The organism is Flavobacterium sp. 28YEA47A (genome assembly GCF_041262125.1).
Lineage (GTDB): Bacteria > Bacteroidota > Bacteroidia > Flavobacteriales > Flavobacteriaceae > Flavobacterium.
Window position 1 is genome coordinate 161,174 of record NZ_JBGCCI010000005.1, and the last position, 24,786, is coordinate 185,959.

A 24,786-nucleotide genomic window follows, 5' to 3' on the forward strand; every position below is an offset into this window, starting at 1 on the left:
AGGCGTCAAGCCTTGTTATCACAAATGTATAGATTATTTTGAGAATTTAATTTCAAAAGTTATTAACAATAGAAAATTCTGTAACATTAAGAGTTTATGCTGTTATTTTTTTATACTTTTGGGCGAGTTAAAAAATTACGCAAACCTTTTCGTAACTACCTATGAATTTCGACAGAAAAAACCTGACCAACGAGCAATTATTAGATTTATATAAAAGAATTTTAAAGCCCCGATTGATTGAAGAGAAGATGCTGATTCTTATCCGTCAAGGAAAAGTTTCCAAATGGTTTTCCGGAATCGGGCAGGAGGCAATAGCCTGCGGTGTTACTGCTGTTTTAGATAAGGATGAATATATTCTTCCTATGCATAGAAACCTTGGAGTTTTTACAGGAAGAGACATTCCTCTTTACCGATTGTTTTCACAATGGCAGGGAAAGGCTAACGGATTTACTAAAGGACGTGATCGTTCGTTCCACTTCGGAACTCAGGAATATAAGATTATAGGAATGATTTCGCATTTAGGCCCTCAGATGGGAATTGCGGATGGAATCGCCTTGGCTAACAAACTAAAAAAGAACGGAAAAGTTACGGCTGTGTTTACCGGAGAAGGTGCAACCAGTGAAGGAGATTTTCATGAAGCCTTGAATATTGCTTCGGTTTGGGAATTGCCGGTGATGTTTGTAATTGAAAATAACGGTTATGGGCTTTCAACACCTACCAACGAGCAATACCGTTGTGAGAATCTTGCCGACAGAGGTATAGGTTACGGAATGGAGGCGCATATTATTGATGGGAACAATATATTGGAAGTTTTTACCAAACTATCAGAATTAAAAGCTTCGATGATAGAAAACCCAAGACCGGTTTTGTTGGAGTTTAAAACGTTCAGAATGCGCGGCCATGAAGAGGCTAGTGGTACCAAATATGTGCCTCAAGATTTAATGGATATGTGGGCTATCAAAGATCCGGTAGATAATTATAGAAAATATCTTTCGGAATTAGGTGTGCTTACGCAGGAACAAGATGATGAAATCCGTTCTGAAATCAAAAAGGAGATTGACGAAAACTGGGCTATGGTACAAGCCGAACCTGAGCTTGTAGCTACTTATGAAGAAGAATTAAATGATGTTTATAAACCTTATGAATTTGAAGAAGTTACTCCTTCAGATAAAAAGATAAATATCCGTCTTATTGATGCCATTTCCAATAGTTTGAAAGAGTCTATGGAGCGTCATGAGAACCTGGTTATCATGGGACAGGATATTGCAGAATATGGTGGTGCTTTTAAGATTACGGACGGTTTTGTAGCACAGTTTGGAAAAGAAAGAATTATCAATACGCCTATATGCGAAAGTGCGGTGGTATCTGCCGGAATGGGACTTTCAATCAACGGACATAAAGCTATCGTAGAAATGCAGTTTGCAGATTTCGTCTCGACAGGTTTTAATCCAATTGTGAACCTTTTGGCTAAATCACATTACCGCTGGTTGGAAAATGCAGATGTGGTAGTAAGAATGCCTTGCGGTGGCGGAACTCAGGCAGGACCTTTCCACTCACAGACCAATGAAGCATGGTTTACAAAAACACCAGGCTTGAAGGTGGTTTATCCGGCTTTCCCATATGATGCCAAAGGACTTTTGAATACTTCTATTAACGACCCGAACCCGGTACTGTTTTTTGAGCACAAATTATTGTACAGAAGTATTTATCAGGATGTTCCGAAAGATTACTATACGCTTCCGTTAGGAAAAGCTTCCTTGTTGAAAGAAGGTAAAGATGTAACAATCATTGCTTTTGGAGCTGCAGTACATTGGGCGTTAGAAACTTTGGCAAAGAATCCAGAAATTTCTGCTGATCTATTAGACTTAAGAACATTACAGCCGTTAGATACTGAAGCGATTTATGCTTCTGTAAAAAAGACAGGAAAAGCAATCATTCTTCAGGAAGATACGATGTTTGGCGGTGTAGCCAGTGATATTTCCGCTATGATTATGGAAGAATGTTTTGAATATCTTGATGGGCCGGTAAAACGAGTATCGAGTTTGGATTCTCCAATTCCATTTACAAAAGCACTGGAAGACCAGTTTCTGGCAAGAGGACGATTTGAAGAAGCTTTAAAAGAGCTGATGGCTTACTAAGATTATAAAGTAATACAAAAAAAAGGTGTAGATTTCTCTACACCTTTTTTATTTGTGATTAAATAAGCAATATAACTTAATTAGATATAGAAACTAACTGATAACAGCATTTCTCATTACCATTGATTCCATCTAGTTTTATGAAAGTTGCTGCCTGACCATTGGACAAAGTTAGGGTAGCTCTTCCGTTCAAAACAAAATTTTTACCTGTCATTTCATTAACCGTGCTCATTTCATTAAATGTCACACTTCCTTGATCTGCTCTGATAAAAATGGTTTCTCCAGCTATTATAGTTGAATTAATTCTGTTTATTATATTATTAGTACTTCCTACTGGAACTTTGACAAAAACTATTTTTTTTCCTAAAGTCTCAATACCTGAAGTTGATGTTCCATTTAATGTGGAAACATTTTGGATAGAAACGTTTTGGACAATTCCAATGGTCTCACTCAAACGAATATCTTGGAATGAATTGTTTTTAGCATTTATTACGTTGTTGTTGCCAATACCAGTAATAAACCTTTCGTTGTGTGCTAATGGACTATTGGGATTTGAAACGGTTACATAATTATTTTCTACTGTCACAGATGAATCTAATACAGATATACAACGGCCCGTTCCAGGAGGCAAAAAAGATATAGGTCTTGAGCCTTGTCCGGCAGCATTGGCAAATCGACAGTTGCTGATATTTATTCCGGAGCTATTGGTAATATCAATACTTATATCAATATCTTCAAACCAACAGGTGTCAAAAGTAATATTTTGTACGTTTTTTATCTTATAGCCGTATCTGACATGTCCCCCGGTAGCACAGTTTATGAATGAGAACTCACATGGATTTACATAATCTGTATTGCTTTCAATCAAAACATTTACTCCATCCAGACCCGGATCAACATCATCATAAAAATAAGGAGCTTCAAAAATACAATTGATGAACGTACTTGTATTTAATTGGCCGGTTATTTTAAGACAGTTATAATCGACGTGTTTTCGGGTTATCCATACGTTTTCAAAATTTATGTATTGATTGGGTAAGAAGTAATCTGTGATTGATCCAGGATGAACAGTTTCGCCTCCTTCTAGATGAATACCATGTCCTTTGCAATTATTCATTCTTATATTTTTGAAACTACAAGTCCAAGCCCCACCTTCTCCTTCTTCCTCTTTCGAGTCTTTAATTCCTTTAAGGTGTATTCCGCCGGTACCTACCACATCTTTTAAATCAAATACAAAATTCTCCATTTCCGTATTTACAATCGGTCCTGGTGCCAGTTTAAATATATAATCGTAATGTGGGGCAGTTTCAAGAACTACAAACATGCTTCCCTTGCCACCAAGTAATTTTATGCCTGATTTGAGCTCTATAGGCTTATCAATAAAATAGGTCCCGTTTGGGAAAAGCAGAGTCATTTCTCCTGACCTTTTGTTATACCAAAAATTCTCGTTGACATAATTGATTGCCGCCTGTATTTTATCTGAATTGGAAAAACCAACCGGTGTTGTATTGGCAGGATATTCATCCTTAATAACCCCAAAGAATAAGATATTGAGATGTCCTGAATATTGTCTGAACCATCTGCCGTTTGCAGGCGACCCCGCAACACTGGATTTAATAATCGTACCATCATTTGGTGTTTGTACCGTGTCTTGAGGAGCACTACCTTTACCGTCTTTTTTATAAATAAAAATACCCTCGCCTCCGTCGCCTTCATTATAATAACCTTTAACATATACTACAGTGTTATCATAATCACTACCGATAAAAATGTCATGGATTTTTAAATCCTTAATAGTATTCAAAGTTTCAATCATAGTTTTTAGGTTTAAGATAATTTAAGAAGTTTATTTTTAAGCAAATTATTATTTAGGCAGCCGGTTTTTAACCATCTGTATTTGTCCCATATGATTGGCTTGGTGTTCCATAACGTGAAACCAGGCAAAATAATTATTCATGGATTTTTCTTTGGTTAAGGCATTAAACCATTTATCGTTTTTAGTCTTTAGCAAGCGTAAGGTTTCATTACGTACCTCATCCCATATTTTCAGATAGTATTCAATAGGTTGGCCCACCAAGGCTTTTCTGGCAGGATCTCCTAGTTCAAGAGCTAAATCCCATTTTGCTTTTTCTTCTTCGTTGAATTCTCTGTTTTCAAAAGTAAAGACTTGATAGAATTTTTCTGTTGCAGCTAAATGGTAAACCATTGCACCAATCCTGTTGGCGTCTTCAACCAAAAGATAATCGGTCTGTTCCTTAGTTAGATTTTTGATGCTCGAAGTAATACGGGTTTTTAAATTTTCAAGCATAAATACTGTTGTCCCGATTTCTTGAGAATAGCCTTTTTCGGGTTTGACAATATACTGTGCCTGCACAGCAGATCCTATAAATAGGATAACGACAACACATGTGAGTAAGATTCTGTTTTTCATGGCTTTATCAATTTTATTTTAATTTTAAAGATAAAACAATTTATAAAAAAAAAGCTGTTAAAAATATGTTATAAGAAATGTTTAACTTTATTATTTCAACTTTATACCCATGCCAATACCGACATTCCATTTTCCATCAGCAGTTGCTGTTTTTGCATTATAATATAGCGGAATCTGGAAAGCTAATTTCCTATAGCCGTAAGTAAGTCCAATTCCAAGAGTTGGCATTACAAATGAGTTTTTTACTTCCGATTTATCTTCTTTGAATCGCAAGGAGGGAAGCATACCCAACAATAGTTTAGATTTTCCGGATGTAATGCTAAGGTTTGGGCCAGTAAAATTTAAAAAACCTCCCTTGTCAACGTAACCTGCTAAAGCAGTTCCTTCAAAAAAGGCAAACGAAATTTTAGATTCTTTAGGTATGGTGGCAGTTTCGATCGTTTGTGCTATGGAGAGGGTAGTGATAAAGGAGGTAAGGAGACAGTGTCTAATAGTAGTTTTTTTCATATATGATTTTTCATAAGGCAAATTTAAATGCCTTGATAGTAGTATATATGATGATGAAAGAAACGAGTAAGAATTTGTAATAACAGGTGCAAAAATTGAATTGAATAGCAGATTGCCTATAAAAAAAGCCCGTCTATAATTTTGTAGACGGGCTTACATGCTTTATTCTTTTTTGAATTCTATTTCCCTGCCAGATTGCTTTAATAGCATTTCTTTGGTATCGGGTTTGAAAGTCAGTTGGATACCTGCTTTGTCAAAAGTAAAAATGTTATTGCCTATGGCTTCTAAAGGAAGAGGGGATTGACCTGTGGCTTGTGCACTTAGCGTGTTTTCTTGTCTTGCGATGGTTATCTTGAAAGGCATTCCTTGTGCGGCATAGGTTCCGGTAAGGGCTTCTAATTCTTCGGGTTTAATGTCGATAGCTTTAAACTCAGGAATTTCATACGCCTGACCAAAAGCAGCCATAACAACAATATTGGTTATCAGGTCGAGCTTATAATTGGTAGCATTTGAGGTAATGGCATAGCTTATTTTGTCGTTTTCAAAATTGGTAAAGATAGATTTATAGCCATCTATTGCGCCATCATGCCCAATGCCAGGGTGATTTTCGAATGAATAATCAAATAGGCCCAAACCGTAATTGTTCTTTAAAGTTTTCATTTTTGAAATACTCTCCTTACTAATGATTTTTCCGTTGAATAAGGCATCGCTGAATTTGACCAAATCGGCGGAGTTACTTTGAATTGCACCTGCTCCCATAGGAATAGAAGCATGTGTATTGGCATGAGGATTCCAGCCATTGGAAAAAGTATAGGACATTGCTTCGCGGTTTGTCGTACTTTGAGAATGCCCAAAATAGGTGTTCTTTAATTGTAGAGGTTTGATTATATAAGCAGTAAGGATTTCGGAATACTTTTTCTTATAAATATGCTCCAAAATATAGGAAAGCAGTACATAATTTGAATTGCTGTAAGCCGATTTCGTATTGGGTTCAAAATCGATTCCTGTTTTGATGATAATCTCCAATATTTCTTTTTCCGATTTAGGCTGTGTATGCCAGCTAAGATAATCTGCATTGCCTGTGAGGCTTCCGATTCCGCTACTGTGATTTAATAAATTTTCAACGGTTATTTTTTTTGCATTGGGAAGGTCTGGAAAGAACTTGTCTATCGTGGTATTCAGACTGATTTTTTTTTGTTCAACGGCCTTTAGTAACAAAACAGCGGTAAATGTCTTGGATATAGAACCTATGCTGTAAATAGTATGGTTGTCTGCTTTGATTTTATTTTCAATATTTTGGAAGCCTACGGTTTTGGTATAGATTATCTCGTTGTTTTTTGAAATGGCAACACTTCCCATAAACTTGTCATGGCTTTCTAAGGTTTCCAGATAACGGTCTAGTTTTTTGCCATCAAAAGATTGGGAGAAAGAAGTGGTAGCGATGCACAATAAGAAACAGATGGCAATTAGATTGAGTTTCATGTTTATTTATTTTTTAATCGTTTAGAAAGTTTTAGAAGAAATGTTATAATGACAAAAAGAATAAAAGCTGATACAGCCATTATAGGAATAAACAAATTGCCTAATTGTTCGTATTGCCGGTAATTGATAGATGAACTGCTTATTTTTCCTAATACGAAAATATCATTGTTGCGATAGAAAAAGCCAACGTTTTCCGGATCGAAGATTTTTGCAAAAATCAAAAACACGAATGAGAATAAGGATAAGTATAAAATCAGGAATATGATGTATGATATTCCATTGGTAATATTTAGTAATAATGCCTTTATTATTTTTACCGGATTGAAAGTTTTGGTGGCTTCTTCCAGTTTTTTTTCTGAAACTAATTCTTTTAGGAAGATTTCAGGGCGGCCTAGTTTGTCAAAAATATCAAGCAGGCTTTCTACTTCATTGGTATTTGATAGAGAAAAGGCTTCATAAATATGGCTGTTTATTTCCAACAATGTTTCGTGCTGGTTTTCTTTACTAAGATCTTTTACAGCATGTTTTACTCTGCCAATGTAATCTTTATATAGTCTTTTTGCGTTAGTATCTGTAAATGTAATTTCTTGAAATTTCATGGCTAAATAGAATTGATGGTTTGATTTAAATTATCCCAATACGCTTTCATTTGCGCTATTGTAGATTTTCCTTCTTTTGTAATCCTATAGTATTTTCTGGGAATACCGGATTGTTGTTCCACCCAATTATGTTCTACCAGATTTTCATTCTTTAGCCTGATGAGCAAAGGATATAAAGTTCCTTCGGCTATATCAATATCAGTTATCCTTTTGATTTCACTAATCAGGTCGTATCCGTAATATTCTTTTTCCTTATTGAGAATATTCAGCACAATAAAAGAAAGCGTTCCTTTCTTCAATTGCGATATCCATTTGTTTTTATATTCTTCGTTCATGAGGCAAATATAACAAAATACATAGTATAACAATGTATGTATTTGTTTTTTATTTTATACTGAAAAAATGAAATCGGAACTATTTGATGCCACGGGGCAATTGGGGAACAGTGTGAAAAAAATCTACACTTCTTGGTTGTTTACGAAATGTTAAAACTCCCTGATAATAGGAGGTTCTTGAAATGGCATGGCACTTGCTTACCGTGTTGTTGTGAGTTCTTTCCTATAATTTTCTACGGTTTTCCACACAGGGTAATCTTACAAATAAAAGGGAAATCTCATAACACCACCATTACTAAACTCAATTTTACGACAATGAAAAGTGAAACAATTACTTCAAAAGAATTTTATTCTTCCAAAGCAGATGCCAGGGAAGATGAACAAAGCTTGACAAGTTTTATCTTTCAGGTGAATAGCCTGATTCTCGAAAAAATGCTTTTTTTTCGATCTCCAAAAAAGGCAAACCTGATGATATTGACAGGTACTTTCCTGCTGATGATTATAGGCGCTTACTTAGCTTATGAGTTCCAGCCGGAGTTCTACCAATTTAATGTTGAAAGGCTAAATTCAACCATAGGTTTTCCTTTCCTGGTACTTGCAAGTGCTCTGCTGTTATTTAAGGCAGGTTTTATGCTGTATAGCATTTACCTGTATTTTCGATACAAGCCTATAAAATCAGTTTCAGATGAATTATTGCCAACCTGTACGGTGATAGTTCCTGCATATAATGAAGGCAAATTAGTTTGGGACACATTGCTTAGTATAGCAGAAAGCGATTATCCACAGGAAAAGCTACAGTTATTGGCCATTGATGATGGAAGTCAGGACGATACCTGGTATTGGATGCAGCAAGCCAAAAAACGTTTAGGTGATCGTCTGTCGATTTACCAACAGCCAAAAAACCAAGGAAAACGTCACGCACTTTACCGTGGGTTTAATATGGGAACAGGAGAGATATTTGTTACTATAGACAGTGATTCTATCGTAAAAACCGATACTTTGAGAAACCTTGTGAGTCCTTTTGTGACAAATGAAAATTGCGGAGCTGTTGCAGGAAATGTAAGAGTATTGAATAATGAAAAAGCAATACTTCCAAAAATGCTGAATGTAAGTTTTGTGATGAGTTTTGAATTTATCCGATCTGCAGAGAGCAAAGTTGGTACGGTATTGTGTACTCCCGGAGCATTAGCAGCATACCGTAGACAAGCTGTATTTGCGTGTTTACCGGAATGGATCAACCAGACTTTTATGGGACAGGCATCCGATATAGGGGAAGATAGAGCGATGACAAATATGATTCTTAAACAGGGTTATCATGTACTGTTTCAAAGAAATGCTTACGTACTTACAAATGTTCCTGAAAAATACAATGGATTATCCAAAATGTTTATCCGTTGGGGCAGAAGCAATGTAAGAGAAAACCTAATGATGTCGAAATTTGTTTTCAAAAATTTCAGGAAAGAATCTAAGGTAGGTGCAAGGCTGATGTTTTTGAATCAGTTTCTGACTCTTGCCATGGCTTATCCATTCTTATTATTTATGTTGTACTTTATACTGATACATCCGGTATTGTTTTTTAGTTCAACGCTTTTAGGAATATTAATATTTTCAAGTTTCCCGGTATTCTTTTATGCAAAGCGTCATAATTTTTCAGAATCTTTATGGGCGTATTCGTATAGTATCTTATATACTTTCGGATTGTTCTGGATTACGCCGTATGCTATTGTTACTGCGGGAAAAAGAGGATGGCTTACGCGATAATTACTCTAAAAATAAAATAGTAACAGCTGCTTGAAAAGGCAGCTGTTTTTTTAATAATACAATCTAAAATCGAGCAACTTACATGCTGCATAATATTTCTCATGCAATAGCTCAACAATTTCAATAACATTGTCTTCGTCCTGACAAAAGCTAAAGAAGGCATTATCCAATGGATTGCTGTTTGCTTTACTGGAGCGTAATCCATAACCCGAAACGGCTTTGGCCCCGGTAACATCTAAAAAATATTGGGCTTCTTCTCCGTCAAGCTCTAAAGATTTGGTATTGGCAAAATGCAAAATCTTTCCTTTCATTTTTCCTTCAAAGAGTTCAGCAATTTCTTCAAGGCTGTAATAATAGTTATTTAAGCAAATAGTATTTCCTTCGCCAGGCACAACCAGATAGATTATTTCATAATTTTTAAAATTATGATCTTCATATAGCAAGGCATTAAGGCTTTCTTCTAATCCTTCTATCGTATCACAGGTTTTGTAAATACTGTCAATACCCGTTTGAAGTGCCAGCTTTTCTAAGCTTTTAAAAGTTTCGGTAGTTTCTTCTGTATCGATATCAGGGACTGCTTCAAGACAGAAGATAAATTTGTCATTATCCATAAAGTAGACGTCGTAAAAAGCAAAGGTAACTTTTTATTTGGAGTGTATTATTGATGCTTTTTATCTGTTGTTTATCTTTTGGTTATACTAAATAAGCATTAGATATTTTCAACTACTACATCGTTTGTCGTTTTTAGATTCTTTATATGATAAATATCTAAAAGGATAAATAGAGAAATTACCAGATTACCCAATATATAGAATGTTAAGGGTTTTCCAATTGGTAATATTTTTAGAAAAAGGCAAATAAGCCAGACAATAAAAATATAAGCATTGAAAATACCGGTAAAAATGTAAAAGAAATTGGCTCTTAATTTATTTTTTCGCCCTTTTTTGAAATACAAAATTCTCAGGAGAATTAAGATAAACCCAAGAATAAGGCAAGAGAGAATACTAGCTACATAAAATATAAATAATCCAAATCCGCGAATGAATCCATCCTTATCAGTGAAATACTCAAAAAAGCCATATAAAGCCCATATGTTTATTAGGATAAAAGATAGGGTAGTAAATTTATAATGCTGTTTATCTTTAACGTTTTCCATTTGCTATAGTTTTGTATTGTTACTGATATCTGGCAAATATATCAGTTTAAAGATATGTACTTAAATTTATCCAAAGATATAAGGTTACATGGATTTTTATAAAATTTTAAAATAATTCCTTCTCATAAACATTTTCTTATCTTTAAGCCTTAATTTATTCCCTATATGAAAAAAACATTCCTTTCGTTACTTGTTTTGGCTTCGCTTTATTCTTGTAATAAGACTGCCAAGACTGACGCAGTTTCAGAAGAGTTTTCAGATATTCATTTTGAAAACTATAAAGAACATTTTGTTGATGAATTATGGAAACTCAATCCAGGTTGGGCTTCAAGTCAAGGTTACCACAAATACGATAGCGTTTTGGTGATTCCTGATGATGCCTATGAGCAAAAACAGTTGCAGTTTTCTTCTGTCCAATTGGATTCATTAAAAAAATATTCTTTAGAAAATCTGTCGGATAATAACAAGACGGATTATCAAATGATTAAAAACCTTCTGGAATCTATTACTTTTAATATCAAGGAAGTAAAATCAGACGAATGGGATCCTTCTGGTTATAATGTGAGTGGTTCTTTTGCAGAAATGCTAAATGGGAATTATGACTCGCTTGAAGTACGCCTAAAAAATATCAGCCTGAAAATGGATAATATTCCGGCTTATTATGAAGCGGCCATAAAGAATATAAAAAACCCTACAGTTGAACATACACAGTTGGCAATTGCACAGAATTTAGGAGGTATTTCTGTTTTTGAAACCGACCTTAAGGCAGCTGTAGAAAAAAGTAAATTAAGCAAGGAAGAAAAAGAAGCCATTTTAGGCAAGGCAAAAACATCTGTAAAAGCGATTCAGGATTATGTTGCCTGGTTGCAAAAACTGGATAATAAAACGCCTCGCTCTTTCCGACTTGGAAAAGAACTATATGCCAAGAAGTTTGATTTTGATATTCAGTCGGGCTACAATGCAGAGCAGATTTATCAGAAAGCAATAAGTCAGAAAAAAGAATTGCATGATAAGATGTTTGTGTTGGCCGACAAACTTTGGAGCAAATATATGGGCAATGCGCCTAAGCCAGCTGATAAGTTGACACTAATCAAACAGGTAATCGACAAAATTTCATTGCAGCATACAACACCTGAGAAATTCCAGTCTGAAATTGAAAAGCAGATTCCGGAATTGACAGCCTATGTCAAAGCAAAAGACCTTATTTATATTGATCCGTCCAAACCGTTAGTTGTACGAAAAGAACCGGATTATATGGCGGGAGTTGCCGGAGCTTCAATTTCAGCACCTGGTCCTTATGACAAAAATGGCAATACGTATTATAATGTAGGAAGCCTTTCCGGCTGGTCTGCAGCCGATGCAGAAAGCTATCTGAGAGAATACAATAATTATATCTTGCAGATCTTGAATATCCACGAAGCCATTCCGGGACATTATACACAATTGGTTTATAGTAACCAGTCGCCAAGTATTATCAAGGCTATTTTAGGAAATGGAGCCATGATCGAAGGCTGGGCTGTGTATGCAGAGAGGATGATGTTGGAAAGCGGCTATAAAAATTCAGACGAAATGTGGCTGATGTATTATAAATGGAATCTGAGAACAATCTGTAATACTATTTTAGACAACAGCGTACACACCCGAAATATGTCAAAAGAAGATGGTATTCATTTATTGACCAAAGAAGCATTTCAGCAGGATGCAGAAGCTGAAGGGAAATGGAAACGTGTAACATTGTCACAAGTACAGCTTTGTTCTTATTTTACAGGATATACAGAAATCTATGACTTTAGAGAACAGTTAAAAAAACAACAGGGCAAGAATTTTAACCTGAAACGTTTTCATGAAAAATTCTTAAGTTATGGCAGCGCTCCTGTCAAATACATCAAGGAATTGATGCAGAATGAAAAAATGTAATTTAATTGAAAATTTAAAACATTATAAAATAAAAAGGACAGCTAATAATGCTGTCCTTTTTTATTATTCAAAACTAACGCCTTGTTTTTTAAATCCTTCATAAAGCATAATTCTGGCTTCACTGACTGCTGCTTCTGTCCTGTGGATATTGCACCAGAATTGAATTTTTAGCTGGTATTTCGTATCAGAAATAAAACTGTAAAAAAACTGGGGCACTTTTTCAGAATGAATCGTTGGAATTTTACTGATACAGCTAATAATAGTTTCTTTAATCTGCTCCTGTGAGATTTCTCCTTGTAATGTAAAACTTAAATCAACCAGCTTAGAGTTATTGGTATACGTCCAGTTTACGATATTTTGCGACAGTATATTTCCATTTGGGACAATAACTTCGGCACCATTGGAAGTATCTATTTTGGTGGTTCTTAAACCGATGGTTTTTACTCTTCCGGATTGGGAGCCAACATCAATTACATCACCAATCTGAATTGGCTTGTCAAAAATCAGGATAACACCCGAAACAAAATTGTTTACAATATTCTGTAATCCTAAACCGACTCCAACACCTAGCGCTCCTAAAACAATAGTTATTTTATCCAAAGGAATTCCTGCAGCAGAAATAGCCAACAGATAACCTAAAATGAGCAAAAGAAGTCGTGTAATCAATAATTTGGAATGCTGCTTCTTATTGATACTTTCTTCATCTTCATTATCAATTTCTCCAAAGAAGTAAGCCACATATTTCTGGATGATATGAGCAATCCAAACGATTATGAGGAATAATAATATGTTGCCAATGGTAAATGAGAAGTTTCCGATTTTATTTTTTGTAGTCAGCAAAGCAGTTATCGAATCATAAAATACGCTGGAAAGATTAAGATTGGATGCAATGACAATTACCCACAAATAAATAATAAGAAGCATGAAAGGCTTTTTAAGGTTTTTTTCAAGATTTCTAAAGTCAAAAATCTTTGTAATACCTCTGCGGATTCGGATCGTATAAATTTGTAATGTAATTATTTCAAGTATAATTTTCAGGAATACGGAAAGAGCAATAACCTGTGTCAGTGCTATGACAGCTGCCAGGCTTAAGGTATGCGCTAAGGAAACACGCCCGAATACATTAAAAATTACAGCCAATATGTTCAAAACCAGAAATAAGGTTTTTGCATATTTTAAAAGACCTTTGATATACATTTCTTCCTGTATTGTTTTCAGATAGGCTAGCCCAAAGCGGATACACGCCAAATTCACTAAAATAAAAACACAACGTTGGAACTGGCTCACTTCTACAAAAAGATCCATAAAGCTGAACATAACAAAAATAGTGACCAGTAAGAGCCAATTTCGGAAAGCTTTTGGTGTCCATCTTTTTTTGAACAATATGGTCAGTACTATGAGAAGTATCAGATGCGTAAATTCAATAAAAAGGGCAGGAGCATATAGGTTTATGGCAATGACGATATTAAGTATCAGTACCACAACCGGCAATATGGCACCTTGATTCAGATAGCGAAATTCGAAAATTTCTAAAGATTCCATCTGATGTACTTTTTTTAAATATTTCAGGTTGAAACTGATCCACCAGAATAACAATCCGCCAAGCAATAACAATAAAAAAGTACTACCAAAGCTGTAACCAAAATAGTAAGCTGACGCTTTTTGTTCAGCATTAAATTTTTCTTGAAAATAAGCCTGCATTTCTTGTTCATTGGTAGTACTGCTGTCCCACAAATGCGGATGCTCGTTTCCTAAAAGCGAAACTCCCGACTTATTGAGGCGTTCGTTGACAAGAATAAGATCTTTGGAAACCAGCATCCTTTTTTCAACGATTACTTTTTTCCAGTTATTAAGAGAGTCGATATTAGCCTTTAAAAGACTGTCTGTCGTGATCCATTTAGCTTTTAATTCTTTTAGCTGAGGACGAAATTCTTTGATAAGAAGGCTATCTTTTATAAGTTTTCTAAAAACAGTATCGTTTATGATTGCTTTGTTGCCTTTCCGAATTTTGACAATCCTTTCGTCGTTTTCGTTTAGTTTTTTCCAGTAGAGCTCAAATTTTTGCTGAAGTTCCAGTAAAACTTTACGGTACATTTGCTGATTGCGGACATTGCCATTGTTTTTTGCTTCAAGATTGGCATCGATGAGTTTTAATGCATCTTTTGTCTGTTTCATTTCTCCTAGAAGAAAGAGTACTCCTGCATCAAGTGCGCCTTTGCCTTTGGCATTGTCAAGCATTTCTCCGGCTCTTTCGATAGACACCAGATAATCACTGGCAGCCAGTTCATCATCAGCAAATATAGAAGGCTTGCTTTTGTTCTCAACTGTAGGTTTTTCAGCCGCTTTTTTTTCTTTTTCCTGTGCTGTAGCAGCTATTCCTGACATAAGGAATAAAACGAGCAGGAGCCGTAGGGTAGTGCTATGTGGAAATTGCTTAAAAAAAGTTTTCTTTTTCATTCTAAAAACTAAACTTAGTAATTGATTTTGATTGATGGAATTATTTCGGCTTATTCTAAAATTTCACGGATTTGTTCCTCCAGGTCGGCAAGGCTTTCAAATTTTTTAAATTCGAGTTCTTTCCCCAATGCTTCGAGTTCGGCAGTGATTTCCAATAACAATTCTAAAGCATCCGATTCGTTGCCTTGTTTGTTTTCGTCAAAATCAGTACCTGTCAAAAGTCCTTCGTTATACATTCCAACACACCATTCTTCAATAAAATCGGATAGTTTTATTTCAGCAGGGTTATAGGATTTCCATTTGTCTTTGGCACAGGCAGCGGCTCCATCTCGGTCAGACCAGAAACACATGACCGGCATGGGTTTTCCGTTTTCGTCCTCATAATTTGTAGAATCGAGTGTGGCAAACCCAATGTTGTTTTCAAGCCCGAATACCTTTTCTGTCTGGCAGATCTTTTTAATAAAATTTTCATGGCGCTGTTGCAGCTGCAATATATCCTGAATCATGATGTGATATTTAATAAGCGTAAATGTAGCAATTTTGCAGGATTCTAAAACTTGTTATCTCCGTCTAAAAGATTTCCGATACCTCCTAAAATACTTCCTTCATCTCTGTTTTTTCCACCGCCCTGAGGTGCTGCAGCCCAAACTCTTCCAGCCAACCTGCTGAAAGGAAGTGATTGGATATAAACAATTCCAGGTCCGGTCAAAGTAGCGTAAAATAGTCCTTCACCACCAAAAATAGTATTCTTGATACCGCCAACGAATTGAATGTCATAGTCAACATTTTGAGTAAATCCAACAATACAGCCCGTATCTACTTTAAGGACTTCGCCTTGAGCCAGTTCTTTTCGAGCCAATGTTCCTCCTGCATGGACGAAAGCCATTCCGTCGCCTTCCAGTTTTTGCATAATAAAACCTTCACCGCCAAACAATCCACGTCCTAGTTTTCGAGAAAACTCAATACCAAGAGTAACGCCTTTTGCAGCACAAAGAAAAGCATCTTTCTGGCAGATAAAACGTCCGCCATATTCTGTCAGGTCAATAGGTACAATTTTACCAGGATAGGGTGAAGCAAAGCTTATTTTGCGTTTTCCGTGATATTGGTTGAGAAATACTGTCATAAAAAGACTCTCGCCTGTGAGAAGTCTTTTTCCTGCAGAAAACAGCTTGCCCATAACGCCTTGGGTTTGGTTGGAACCGTCGCCAAAAATAGTGTCCATTGTAATGCCGTTATCCATCATCATAAAGCTTCCTGCTTCTGCCACTACTGCTTCTTGTGGATCTAATTCAATTTCCACATACTGCATTTCTTCGCCATAAATCTGATAGTCAATTTCGTGTGATGTCATTATTGTATAGTTTTTTGATTTGATAGTTATTGGTAGAATTTGTCGTAAAAATGTTACAATAGATTCGCCGATAATTAAAGGTATAAAAAAAGGAGCAAAATCAACTTGCTCCTTTTTAAACTATAAGTTTATTTAATACTGATTGCAAAACCGCCGCCTGGCGCGATTGGCTGTTTCAGCTTTGTTTTTGAAGTCACCTTAACGGTTCGTATCGTGTAGCTTTGTGGATTTTTGTCATAACTGGCATCTTTTCCATCGGCATAAATAGTAGCCGTATACGTTTTTCCTTTTGGAAGATAATCGAAAGTAACTTCAGCAGTTCTTGGATTTTCATCCGAAATTCCACCTACAAACCATTCGTTTTTACCTTTTGCTTTACGGGCAATCGTGATATAGTCGCCAGGTTCAGCTTCCAAAATATAGGTATCGTCCCAATCAACAGCTACATCTTTGATGAATTGGAAAGCATCAAGAAATTTGTTGTAGGTTTCCGGAAGATCAGCAGCCATTTGCAACGGACTGTATAGCGTTACATACAGAGCCAATTGTTTTGTTAATGTTGTATGTACGAAAGAGTTATTCTCAGGATTATAAGCACTGATTTTGGTTTGGAAAATACCCGGTGTATAATCCATAGGACCGCCCATCAAACGTGTAAAAGGCAGAATGGTTGTGTGGTCAGGATTGTTTCCTCCAAACGATTCATATTCGGTTCCTCTTGCAGATTCATTACCAATCAGGTTTGGATACGTTCGACTTAATCCGGTTGGACGTACCGCTTCGTGAGCATTGACCATAATTTTGTATTCGGCTGCTTTTTTGATAGCATACAGATAGTGGTCAATCATTGACTGGCTGTAATGGAATTCACCTCTTGGAATAATATCTCCAACATAGCCGCTTTTGACAGAATTGTAACCATTATCAACCATAAACTGATAGGCTTTGTCCATATGGCGCTCATAGTTAGTCACAGAACCTGACGTTTCATGGTGCATCATCATTTTTACGCCTTTGGATGCTGCATAACGGTGAAGCTCTTTTACATCAAAATCAGGATAAGGTGTTACAAAATCAAAAACATAATCTTTGGATTTGCCAAACCAGTCTTCCCAACCTTCGTTCCAGCCTTCCACAAGCACGGCATCAAAACCATGTTTGGAAGCAAAATCAATATATTCTTTTACATGAGCCGTGTTTGCAGCGTGTTTTCCATTAGGTTTGGTCTTGGAATAATCGGTTATGCCTAATTGTACACTTTCTAAATCGGTGTACGCCCATGAGCTTTTCCCGGTAATCATTTCCCACCAAACACCTACATATTTCACAGGCTTAATCCAGGAAACATCTTTATATTGTGTCGGTTCGTTCAGGTTAAGGATTAATTTAGAAGCCAGGATATCGGCCGCTTTGTCGCTTACTACAATTGTTCTCCATGGTGATTGCGTTGGAGCCTGAAGATAACCTTTGTCACCAATTGCATCTGGCGTTAGCCATGATTCTAATATCATATTGCTGTCGTCAAGATTCAATGACATACAGGAATAGTTGACTAAAGAAGCCTCGTGGATATTGATATACAATCCGTCTTTGCTTTTCATCATCAGTGGCGTCTGCAATCCGGTAGGAGAGAAGGTTGTCTGTGAAGCATTTGGAGTAACGGCAGCTTTCATCTTTCCCCTCACTTCGGAAAGATTTGAAGTTACGGTACTATATTCCTGAGTATCATAGTCGCCAGGAAGCCAAAAGGCTTTGTGATCTCCAGCCAAAGCAAATTGGGTTTTCTCTTCCTTAATAACGAAATAGTTCAGATTTTTCTGTTCCGGAAATTCATATCGGAATCCAAGCCCGTCATTGAATAAACGGAAACGGATCTTAATATACCGGCCGTTTGCCGCTTTCTGGCTCACTGTAACCAAAAGCTCGTTATAATGGTTACGGATGTTTTTTTGCTCTCCGAGTATTGGACTCCAGGTTTCATCAAAAGTATTTTTTTCGGTTTTGTCAATCTGGAAACCATCCAGAAATGAAGTGCCATTTTTTAGTTCAAGACCTAATTTGCTGGTCTTGATAACCGCTTTTTTCTTGTAAGTAAGCTCGTAAGTAGGTTCTCCTTTAGAAGAAAGTCCAAATTTTAATTCAAGATTTTGGTCGGGAGACGTAATCTGTTGGGCATTTATGACAGCATATGCCATAAGGAAAAAGGCAGACAATAGTCTTTTCATAAGATTTTCGTTTATTAATAATAGTAAATTCTCAAGTCTCTAAAAACGTTCTTCAAAACTTCCTCACTAAGTATATGATAAACTGAGAGCCTATAGGATAGTATGTTCTTGCCAAAAATACTATAAATTCAAATAAATTAGGCCTTAATAGTGCTGAGTAGCTTATTTTTATCAATCTTGTCTTAAAAGCCGTGAAAAAATAAGCAAAAAGCATTTTTCTAAAATTGTTTTAACAAATACTTAGTGAAGAACTCAAAATAAATCTATAATTTTGAACTTAGTTTTTCTGTAGAAAATGAGAAAATTATATTTTATGCTATTGGTTATGCTCGGGATCTTTATGATGCCTGAGTCTTCATTGGCCTGCGGCAAGACTTCTCAGAAAAAAAACTGCACTAAAGAAATCACTACTTCTAAGAAACATAAGGATACTTGTTGTGAGAATAAAGACAGCTCACATAGTTGCAAAGGAAAGTGTAAAAATACTTCCTGCGTTTGTCCTGTTTCATCTGTAAATGCGGTAGTTTTTATGTATCAGGAATTTGCAAACAATCTGTTTCCTTCAACAGAAAAAAGATTGGAATTTTATCATACTGAAGCAGACTTTGCTTCAGGTTTTCATTCCATCTGGCAACCTCCTAAAATAGGCTAAGATTATTTTGTGACAGCCATAAGTCTGTCTAATTGAGAATATTTAGTTTATATTATACCTAAAACAATTACCATGAAATCATTATCTAAAATAATGGCAACACTTGCCATGCTATTTATATTTACTGCCTGCGAGGCACAAATCAAAAACGAGAAAAAAGAAAACGTAAAAATCTACGGCAATTGCAATATGTGTAAAAGCACTATTGAAAAAGCAGGAAATGTGAAGAAGATTGCTAAAGTAGAATGGAATAAAGATACCAAGATGGCTTCTATTGCCTATGATCAGAAAGCAACCAGTCTGGACGAGATTTTAAAAAGCATTGCTCTTGCAGGATATGACAGCGATACTTTCCGTGCACCGGATGATGTTTATGCCAAATTACCGGAATGCTGCCAATATGATCGTGCTGTAAAAACGGCTGCTAAAACAGAAATGGCAGATGCCGGACATTCAGGTCATACTACTGCAGCAATATCAGAAAAGGAACAAAGTCAGCTTAAAGCTGTTTTTGACAATTATTTTGACGTAAAAGATGCCTTGGTAAAAACCGATGGAAAATTAGCTTCTGAGAAAGCGAAAGGTTTGGTGAAAGCCGTTAATGCAGTAAAAATGAACGAGCTAAAAACTGACGAACATAATGTTTGGATGAAAGTATTAAATGATCTGAAAGGTGATGCAGAGCATATTTCAGAAACTACAGATGCAAAACACCAAAGAGATCACTTTATAACCTTGTCAAAAAGCATTTACGAATTGCTCAAAGTTTCAAAATATGAAGTCCCTGTCTATTATCAATTCTGTCCTATGGCAAATGATGGCAAAGGAGCAAACTGGCTAAGCAAGGAAAATGCAGTTAAGAACCCTTATTATGGTTCGCAGATGCTGACTTGTGGAAAGACAGTTGAAACGATAAAGTAAAAAGGGAGATAATGAATATAAAGAACTATAATCCTGCTAAATTTCTGCTGCTGTTAGTAATGCTAACAGCAGGCAGTATGCAGGCACAAAAAGTAGTGCGTTACGACCTATACGTAAAAGATACACTTGTTAACTACGCAGGTAAAGAAAAAAGAGCTATAGCCGTAAACGGGCAAATTCCAATGCCAACTCTTACGTTTACTGAAGGTGATATAGCCGAAATTGTAGTGCATAATCAGTTAAAAGAAAGCACATCGCTCCATTGGCACGGCGTGTTTTTACCAAACAAGGAAGATGGTGTGCCTTTTCTGACACAAGAACCTATTGCGCCCGGTGCTGTATATACGTATCGTTTTCCAATTATACAGAACGGTACGCATTGGTACCATTCTCATTCTGGTTTGCAAGAACAGATTGGAATGTATGGTAATTTTGTGATGAAGAAGCGTGAAGATGATAAAACGTTCCGAAAAGGTATTGATGATCTTCCAACCGTTCCGATAGTTTTAAGTGAATGGACGAATCTCAATCCGGATAACGTAGACAGAATGCTTCATAATGCGAACGATTGGGCTGCTATAAAAAAAGGAGCGACACAATCTTATGTTGAAGCCATACGGGAAGGCCATTTCAAAACCAAAATCAAAAATGAGTGGAAGCGTATGCTTGCTATGGATGTGAGCGATGTTTATTATGATAAGATATTAATTAATGGTGTCAATTCTACTGATTTAAAAAGTGTTGATGGAAGACAGTTAAAAGCCGGTGATAAAGTAAGACTGCGTATTTCAAACGGCGGAGCATCATCTTATTTTTGGCTTCGTTATGCCGGAGGCAAGATAACGGTTGTGGCTAGTGATGGTAACGATGTTGAACCCGTAGAAGTTGACAGGTTGATAATTGCTGTATCAGAAACATATGATGTGGTTGTTACCATTCCAGAAGAAGGACTTTCATATGAGTTTTTAGCAACTACAGAAGACAGGACACAATCAGCAAGTTATTTTATCGGAAACGGCGTCAAGCAGCTTATTTCTCCACTTCCCAGATTAAAGTATTTTGAGGGAATGAAGATGATGAATGACATGATGAAAATGAATGGTGACCTGGATGATATGGGAATGAGTATGAGCCTAAACCAAATGGATATGAATGTGGTTATGTATCCTGAAATTACAGGCGATGCCAAACAAAAAGATACCAAGCAAAAAACGGATCATAGTCAGAACGGAATGAATATGGAAGAAGATCCAAATCGTTACAATGCAAATGCTTTAGGTGATATAGTAACTCTAAATTACGCCATGTTGAAATCGCCTCACAATACGGTTCTCCCAAAAGAAGCTCCTGTAAAAGAATTGAAATTTACATTAACTGGGAATATGAACCGGTATGTTTGGAGTATGGACAATAAAGTTCTTTCGGAAACAGACAAGATTCCAGTAAAGAAAGGAGAAATATTGCGTATCACCATCTATAATAATTCGATGATGCGTCACCCGATGCACTTGCATGGTTTTGATTTCAGGATAATTAATGGCAAAGGAGAAAACGCACCACTCAAAAATGTAATGGATATCATGCCAATGGAAACCAATACTATTGAATTCCTTGCTAATGAAGAGGGTGATTGGTTCTTTCACTGTCATATTTTATATCATATGATGGCTGGAATGAATCGTGTTTTTGCTGTTGGTGACTATGATAATCCTTTACTTCCAAATAAAGAGAAAGCCTATAAAATGCTACAGAAAGAAAGCAATATGCCGCATTTTATGGCGCAAAATGATTTTGCAACCAATGGTAACGATGGAGAAGCCATGTTTCAGAATGCAAGATGGTCGTTGGGAACAGAATGGCGGTTAGGTTACAATGATATGCATGGTTATGAAGTAGAAACCCATTTAGGCCGATTTATTGGAAAAATGCAATGGTTTATGCCTTTTATTGGTTTTGACTGGCGTTATAGAAGGATGGGAGAGGATGAACATGAAAAGAACATATTCGGGCAAAAAAATAAAAAGGACAGCCGAAGTGCGGTGAGTTTAGGATTTATGTATACGCTGCCTATGCTGGTTAATTTTCAGACAGAGGTATATCATGATGGTATTGTCCGTTTGCAGTTAATGCGAGAAGATATCCCGATTTCAAAAAGATTACGCGCAGGTTTTATGGCTAATACAGATTTGGAATATATGGTAGACCTGAGATATGTGCTCAATAAAAATATGGGTATCCGTACGCATTATGACAGTGATATGGGTTTTGGTGTAGGTTTTGTACTCAATTACTAATTGACCTAAAAATAAAAGGCTTCCAATTTTGGAAGCCTTTTATTTTTCTCTATCTATCTTATTTTTTCTTAAGCACGAATGCTTCCTCAATTTTCTTACGGTCTTTTTCAGTTAGTTTTGACGTTTTTTTCAGTTTATCAGTAAATTCTGCTACTTCTTCAACAGTAGCCGGACAGCCCAAATTTTCACCTTTAGCATTAAATGAATCTGCCAGCAAATTGCCATTGGCGTCATAAATCTGCCAGAAAGGAATACCGCTGTTATCTGCTTTGTATTTTTTTAAAATATCATCAGCGCCCGGATTTTCAAGGTTTTTATTGGCTTTGCTTTCCTGTACAACTAAAAACGTTGTTACATAGTTTTTGTCAAAAAAAGGCTTGACAGTTTCCGTTTCCATATTGCTTTCCATCTTCTTGCACCATTTGCACCAGGAAGCATGATACATTACAAAAACATTTTTCTTTTCTTTTTTTGCTTGAGCAAAAGCTTTTTCCATGATTTTATCAGCGCTTTCTTGTGCCGATGTCTGGGTTATGGCACCAATAAAAAGCAGACAGAGTAACAGTGATCTTAATTTCATTGCTTTAAAAGTTATTTTTGAGAGTTAGTGAAATGATTTATAACAATAAATGCATATAACAAACTTAACGATTCGTTTTTATATTTCCTTACATTATAGACAATAAATAAATCCTATGAATTAGCTGAACAAAAAGTTAAAAACCGTGCCATCAAGATAGGGATGCCTAACTTTGTATTTTATACAACCTAAAACAAACATACCGAAATGGAACAATTACAAGGAAGAAAAGCATTGATAACAGGAGGAAGCCGTGGTTTAGGAAAAGCTACAGCATTAGCCCTAGCCGCAGAAGGTGTAGATATTGCTATTACAGGAAGAAATGAACAGGCTTTTTTGGAAACTATAGCCGAATTGCAAGCCTATGGTGTAAAGGCAATCTATTCTGTTTTTGATGTAGCCGATTTTGAAGCGACGAAAAAAGGAATTGCCTATATCCACGAAGCATTTGGGGCCATCGATATACTTATCAATAACGCTGGAACAGCTTCTTTTGGGAGTTTTTTAGAAATGGAACCATCAAGATGGCAGGAAATTCTAAATGTAAACGTTATGGGAATCTATAATGTAACTTATGAGGTACTTCCGGGAATGATTGCCAGAAATACGGGAGATATTATTAATGTTTCTTCAACTGCCGGACTTCGTGGTAATGCAAATACAACAGCCTATACGGCATCAAAATTTGCGGTAGCCGGGTTGTCGGAAGCATTGATGATGGAAGTGAGAAAACATAATATTAGGGTTTCAGCTTTGATGCCAAGTACAATAGCTTCGGAAATGTCACTTTCTTTGAATCTTACAGATGGCAATCCTGATAAGGTTTTACAACCCGAAGATTTTGCAGAATTGGTTGTTGCCCAGTTAAAACTGAATAGAAGGGCATTGCTTAAATCAGCATCGCTTTGGTCTACAAATCCTTAAACAAAAAATAAAATCCCCTCAATTGAGGGGATTTATTATTTCTAAAGATAGCCTAACAGCCAATAGATTATAAAAAATAGAATGATGGTACCTAGGCATCCGCCTCCGAGCTTCTTGGCTCCCCATCCTGCTAGTAGTGTTTTAAAGAATCCGTTCATAGCTTTTGGTTTAAGGTTTTGCTTAAAGTTAGCTATTTCTTTTCGGGTTTGTTTCTATTTTAAGACAGAATTAATTAATATTTTCCGCTAAGCAATTCGCCACCAATTGGCACTTTTGTATCCAACCCTAACTTTTTCATCATTTCATAAGTCGTACAGATGGCAGCTGTCGTAACTGGAATCCCTATTTCCTTTTCAAGCAAGTCTACAGCTTCCAGGGATGGCATTTGTACACAGGCAGAGGCAACAAGAACATCCGCATCTTTCAGGTTTAGTCGTTTGTAAATCTCTAAAAGATTCATCGAATCTTGTGCAGCTACTTCCAGATTGTCTGGTATTTCTAAAGCTACAAAATCAACGACTTCAAATCCCTGATGCTCGATATAATCTACAACTAACTGTGTTAGCGGTTTCATATAAGGCGTAATGACAGCTACTTTTTTCGCTCCCAAAACTTTTAGTCCGTTGATTAATGCGCCAGCACTGGTCACGATTGGAGTAGGGAAACCATTATTGACAGTTTCTTCATGCAGATTGGTTTCCGAAACACAGTGATAGCCACGTCCCATACTCATAATAGCAACAAGACAGGCATAGCCCATCACGTCTACTTGAGCATCTGAAAGTTCTTGTGCGCATTTCAAGCTCATGGCATCCATAGCCTCCAATTCTTCTTTGGTTACCTTTTTCATTCGCATTCTGCTGGAATGGAAGGTAAATCTTTCTGGCGCGATAGTTTCTCTGGAACGGAACAAAGCCGGTATCTCAGTTTCCATGGTTATATTTGAAGAAGGAACTATCTGGCCTATTTTATATTTTTTCATCGTAGTTATGAAGTCTAAAGTTGTTAAGTATAAAGTCTGAAATCCTAAATCGTAAGTATAAAGTCAAAAATCTA

At 36.3% G+C, this 24,786-nt stretch carries 21 protein-coding genes; 7 read left to right on the forward strand and 14 right to left on the reverse strand.

What is annotated here, in order from left to right; all coding sequences use genetic code 11:
* The first annotated feature begins 161 nt into the window (after nt 1-161).
* A complete protein-coding gene (locus ABH942_RS08860) occupies nt 162-2,138 on the forward strand; it encodes a thiamine pyrophosphate-dependent enzyme (protein WP_370031166.1) in 1,977 nt (658 codons plus the stop codon).
* Nucleotides 2,139-2,214: 76 nt separating this feature from the next.
* On the opposite strand, the gene ABH942_RS08865 is transcribed toward ABH942_RS08860, so the two are convergent.
* The 6 genes from ABH942_RS08865 to ABH942_RS08890 all read right to left on the reverse strand — a co-directional run bounded on the left by ABH942_RS08865 (nt 2,215) and on the right by ABH942_RS08890 (nt 7,492).
* Complete coding sequence (locus ABH942_RS08865) at nt 2,215-3,954, reverse strand: hypothetical protein (RefSeq protein WP_370031168.1); 1,740 nt, start codon at nt 3,952-3,954, stop codon at nt 2,215-2,217.
* 48 nt (nt 3,955-4,002) lie between these two features.
* On the reverse strand, nt 4,003-4,569 hold the full coding sequence (locus tag ABH942_RS08870; protein ID WP_370031170.1) for a DUF664 domain-containing protein: 567 nt from the start codon (nt 4,567-4,569) through the stop codon (nt 4,003-4,005).
* A 90-nt stretch (nt 4,570-4,659) separates the two neighbouring features.
* A complete protein-coding gene (locus ABH942_RS08875) occupies nt 4,660-5,076 on the reverse strand; it encodes a hypothetical protein (RefSeq protein ID WP_370031172.1) in 417 nt (138 codons plus the stop codon).
* 162 nt (nt 5,077-5,238) lie between these two features.
* Nucleotides 5,239-6,558 (reverse strand): serine hydrolase domain-containing protein, encoded by a 1,320-nt coding sequence (locus ABH942_RS08880; protein ID WP_370031174.1) that lies wholly within the window; start codon nt 6,556-6,558, stop codon nt 5,239-5,241.
* 2 nt (nt 6,559-6,560) lie between these two features.
* Nucleotides 6,561-7,157, reverse strand: a complete 597-nt coding sequence (locus ABH942_RS08885; protein WP_370031177.1) for a hypothetical protein — start codon at nt 7,155-7,157, stop codon at nt 6,561-6,563.
* 2 nt (nt 7,158-7,159) lie between these two features.
* Nucleotides 7,160-7,492: a PadR family transcriptional regulator gene (locus ABH942_RS08890; protein WP_370031179.1), complete on the reverse strand. Its 333-nt coding sequence runs from the start codon at nt 7,490-7,492 to the stop codon at nt 7,160-7,162.
* A gap of 432 nt (nt 7,493-7,924) precedes the next feature.
* Between ABH942_RS08890 and ABH942_RS08895 the strand changes: the two genes are divergently transcribed.
* The gene (locus ABH942_RS08895; RefSeq protein ID WP_370031525.1) at nt 7,925-9,253 is read left to right on the forward strand and encodes a glycosyltransferase family 2 protein; all 1,329 of its coding nucleotides are present in this window, start codon (nt 7,925-7,927) and stop codon (nt 9,251-9,253) included.
* Between the two features lie 50 nt (nt 9,254-9,303).
* On the opposite strand, the gene ABH942_RS08900 is transcribed toward ABH942_RS08895, so the two are convergent.
* Nucleotides 9,304-9,864, reverse strand: a complete 561-nt coding sequence (locus ABH942_RS08900; RefSeq protein WP_370031181.1) for a DUF6642 family protein — start codon at nt 9,862-9,864, stop codon at nt 9,304-9,306.
* A 98-nt stretch (nt 9,865-9,962) separates the two neighbouring features.
* Nucleotides 9,963-10,409, reverse strand: a complete 447-nt coding sequence (locus ABH942_RS08905; RefSeq protein WP_370031182.1) for a hypothetical protein — start codon at nt 10,407-10,409, stop codon at nt 9,963-9,965.
* Between the two features lie 165 nt (nt 10,410-10,574).
* On the opposite strand from ABH942_RS08905, the gene ABH942_RS08910 reads away from it, so the two are divergent.
* Nucleotides 10,575-12,326, forward strand: coding sequence for a DUF885 domain-containing protein (locus tag ABH942_RS08910; protein WP_370031184.1), 1,752 nt, complete (start codon nt 10,575-10,577; stop codon nt 12,324-12,326).
* A 63-nt stretch (nt 12,327-12,389) separates the two neighbouring features.
* Here the strand turns inward: ABH942_RS08910 and ABH942_RS08915 are convergent, their stop codons facing one another.
* The 4 genes from ABH942_RS08915 to ABH942_RS08930 all read right to left on the reverse strand — a co-directional run bounded on the left by ABH942_RS08915 (nt 12,390) and on the right by ABH942_RS08930 (nt 18,359).
* The gene (locus ABH942_RS08915; protein ID WP_370031186.1) at nt 12,390-14,783 is read right to left on the reverse strand and encodes a mechanosensitive ion channel family protein; all 2,394 of its coding nucleotides are present in this window, start codon (nt 14,781-14,783) and stop codon (nt 12,390-12,392) included.
* Nucleotides 14,784-14,833: 50 nt separating this feature from the next.
* Nucleotides 14,834-15,289: a DUF2750 domain-containing protein gene (locus ABH942_RS08920; RefSeq protein WP_370031188.1), complete on the reverse strand. Its 456-nt coding sequence runs from the start codon at nt 15,287-15,289 to the stop codon at nt 14,834-14,836.
* Nucleotides 15,290-15,333: 44 nt separating this feature from the next.
* A complete protein-coding gene (locus tag ABH942_RS08925; protein WP_370031190.1) occupies nt 15,334-16,134 on the reverse strand; it encodes a TIGR00266 family protein in 801 nt (266 codons plus the stop codon).
* Nucleotides 16,135-16,262: 128 nt separating this feature from the next.
* Nucleotides 16,263-18,359, reverse strand: coding sequence for a glycoside hydrolase family 97 protein (locus ABH942_RS08930; RefSeq protein ID WP_370031191.1), 2,097 nt, complete (start codon nt 18,357-18,359; stop codon nt 16,263-16,265).
* Between the two features lie 295 nt (nt 18,360-18,654).
* Here ABH942_RS08930 and ABH942_RS08935 point away from each other — a divergent pair, with 295 nt between their 5' ends.
* From ABH942_RS08935 to ABH942_RS08945, 3 genes are all read left to right on the forward strand, one after another.
* A complete protein-coding gene (locus ABH942_RS08935; protein ID WP_370031193.1) occupies nt 18,655-19,011 on the forward strand; it encodes a hypothetical protein in 357 nt (118 codons plus the stop codon).
* Between the two features lie 72 nt (nt 19,012-19,083).
* Nucleotides 19,084-19,932 (forward strand): DUF3347 domain-containing protein, encoded by an 849-nt coding sequence (locus ABH942_RS08940; RefSeq protein ID WP_370031195.1) that lies wholly within the window; start codon nt 19,084-19,086, stop codon nt 19,930-19,932.
* Nucleotides 19,933-19,991: 59 nt separating this feature from the next.
* The gene (locus ABH942_RS08945) at nt 19,992-22,226 is read left to right on the forward strand and encodes a multicopper oxidase family protein (RefSeq protein WP_370031527.1); all 2,235 of its coding nucleotides are present in this window, start codon (nt 19,992-19,994) and stop codon (nt 22,224-22,226) included.
* Between the two features lie 58 nt (nt 22,227-22,284).
* Here ABH942_RS08945 and ABH942_RS08950 read toward each other — a convergent pair whose 3' ends face one another.
* The gene (locus ABH942_RS08950) at nt 22,285-22,806 is read right to left on the reverse strand and encodes a thioredoxin family protein (RefSeq protein WP_370031197.1); all 522 of its coding nucleotides are present in this window, start codon (nt 22,804-22,806) and stop codon (nt 22,285-22,287) included.
* Nucleotides 22,807-23,013: 207 nt separating this feature from the next.
* On the opposite strand from ABH942_RS08950, the gene ABH942_RS08955 reads away from it, so the two are divergent.
* The gene (locus tag ABH942_RS08955) at nt 23,014-23,730 is read left to right on the forward strand and encodes a 3-ketoacyl-ACP reductase (protein WP_370031199.1); all 717 of its coding nucleotides are present in this window, start codon (nt 23,014-23,016) and stop codon (nt 23,728-23,730) included.
* A gap of 232 nt (nt 23,731-23,962) precedes the next feature.
* Here the strand turns inward: ABH942_RS08955 and ABH942_RS08960 are convergent, their stop codons facing one another.
* A complete protein-coding gene (locus ABH942_RS08960) occupies nt 23,963-24,664 on the reverse strand; it encodes an Asp/Glu racemase (protein ID WP_370031201.1) in 702 nt (233 codons plus the stop codon).
* Nucleotides 24,665-24,786: the final 122 nt, after the last annotated feature.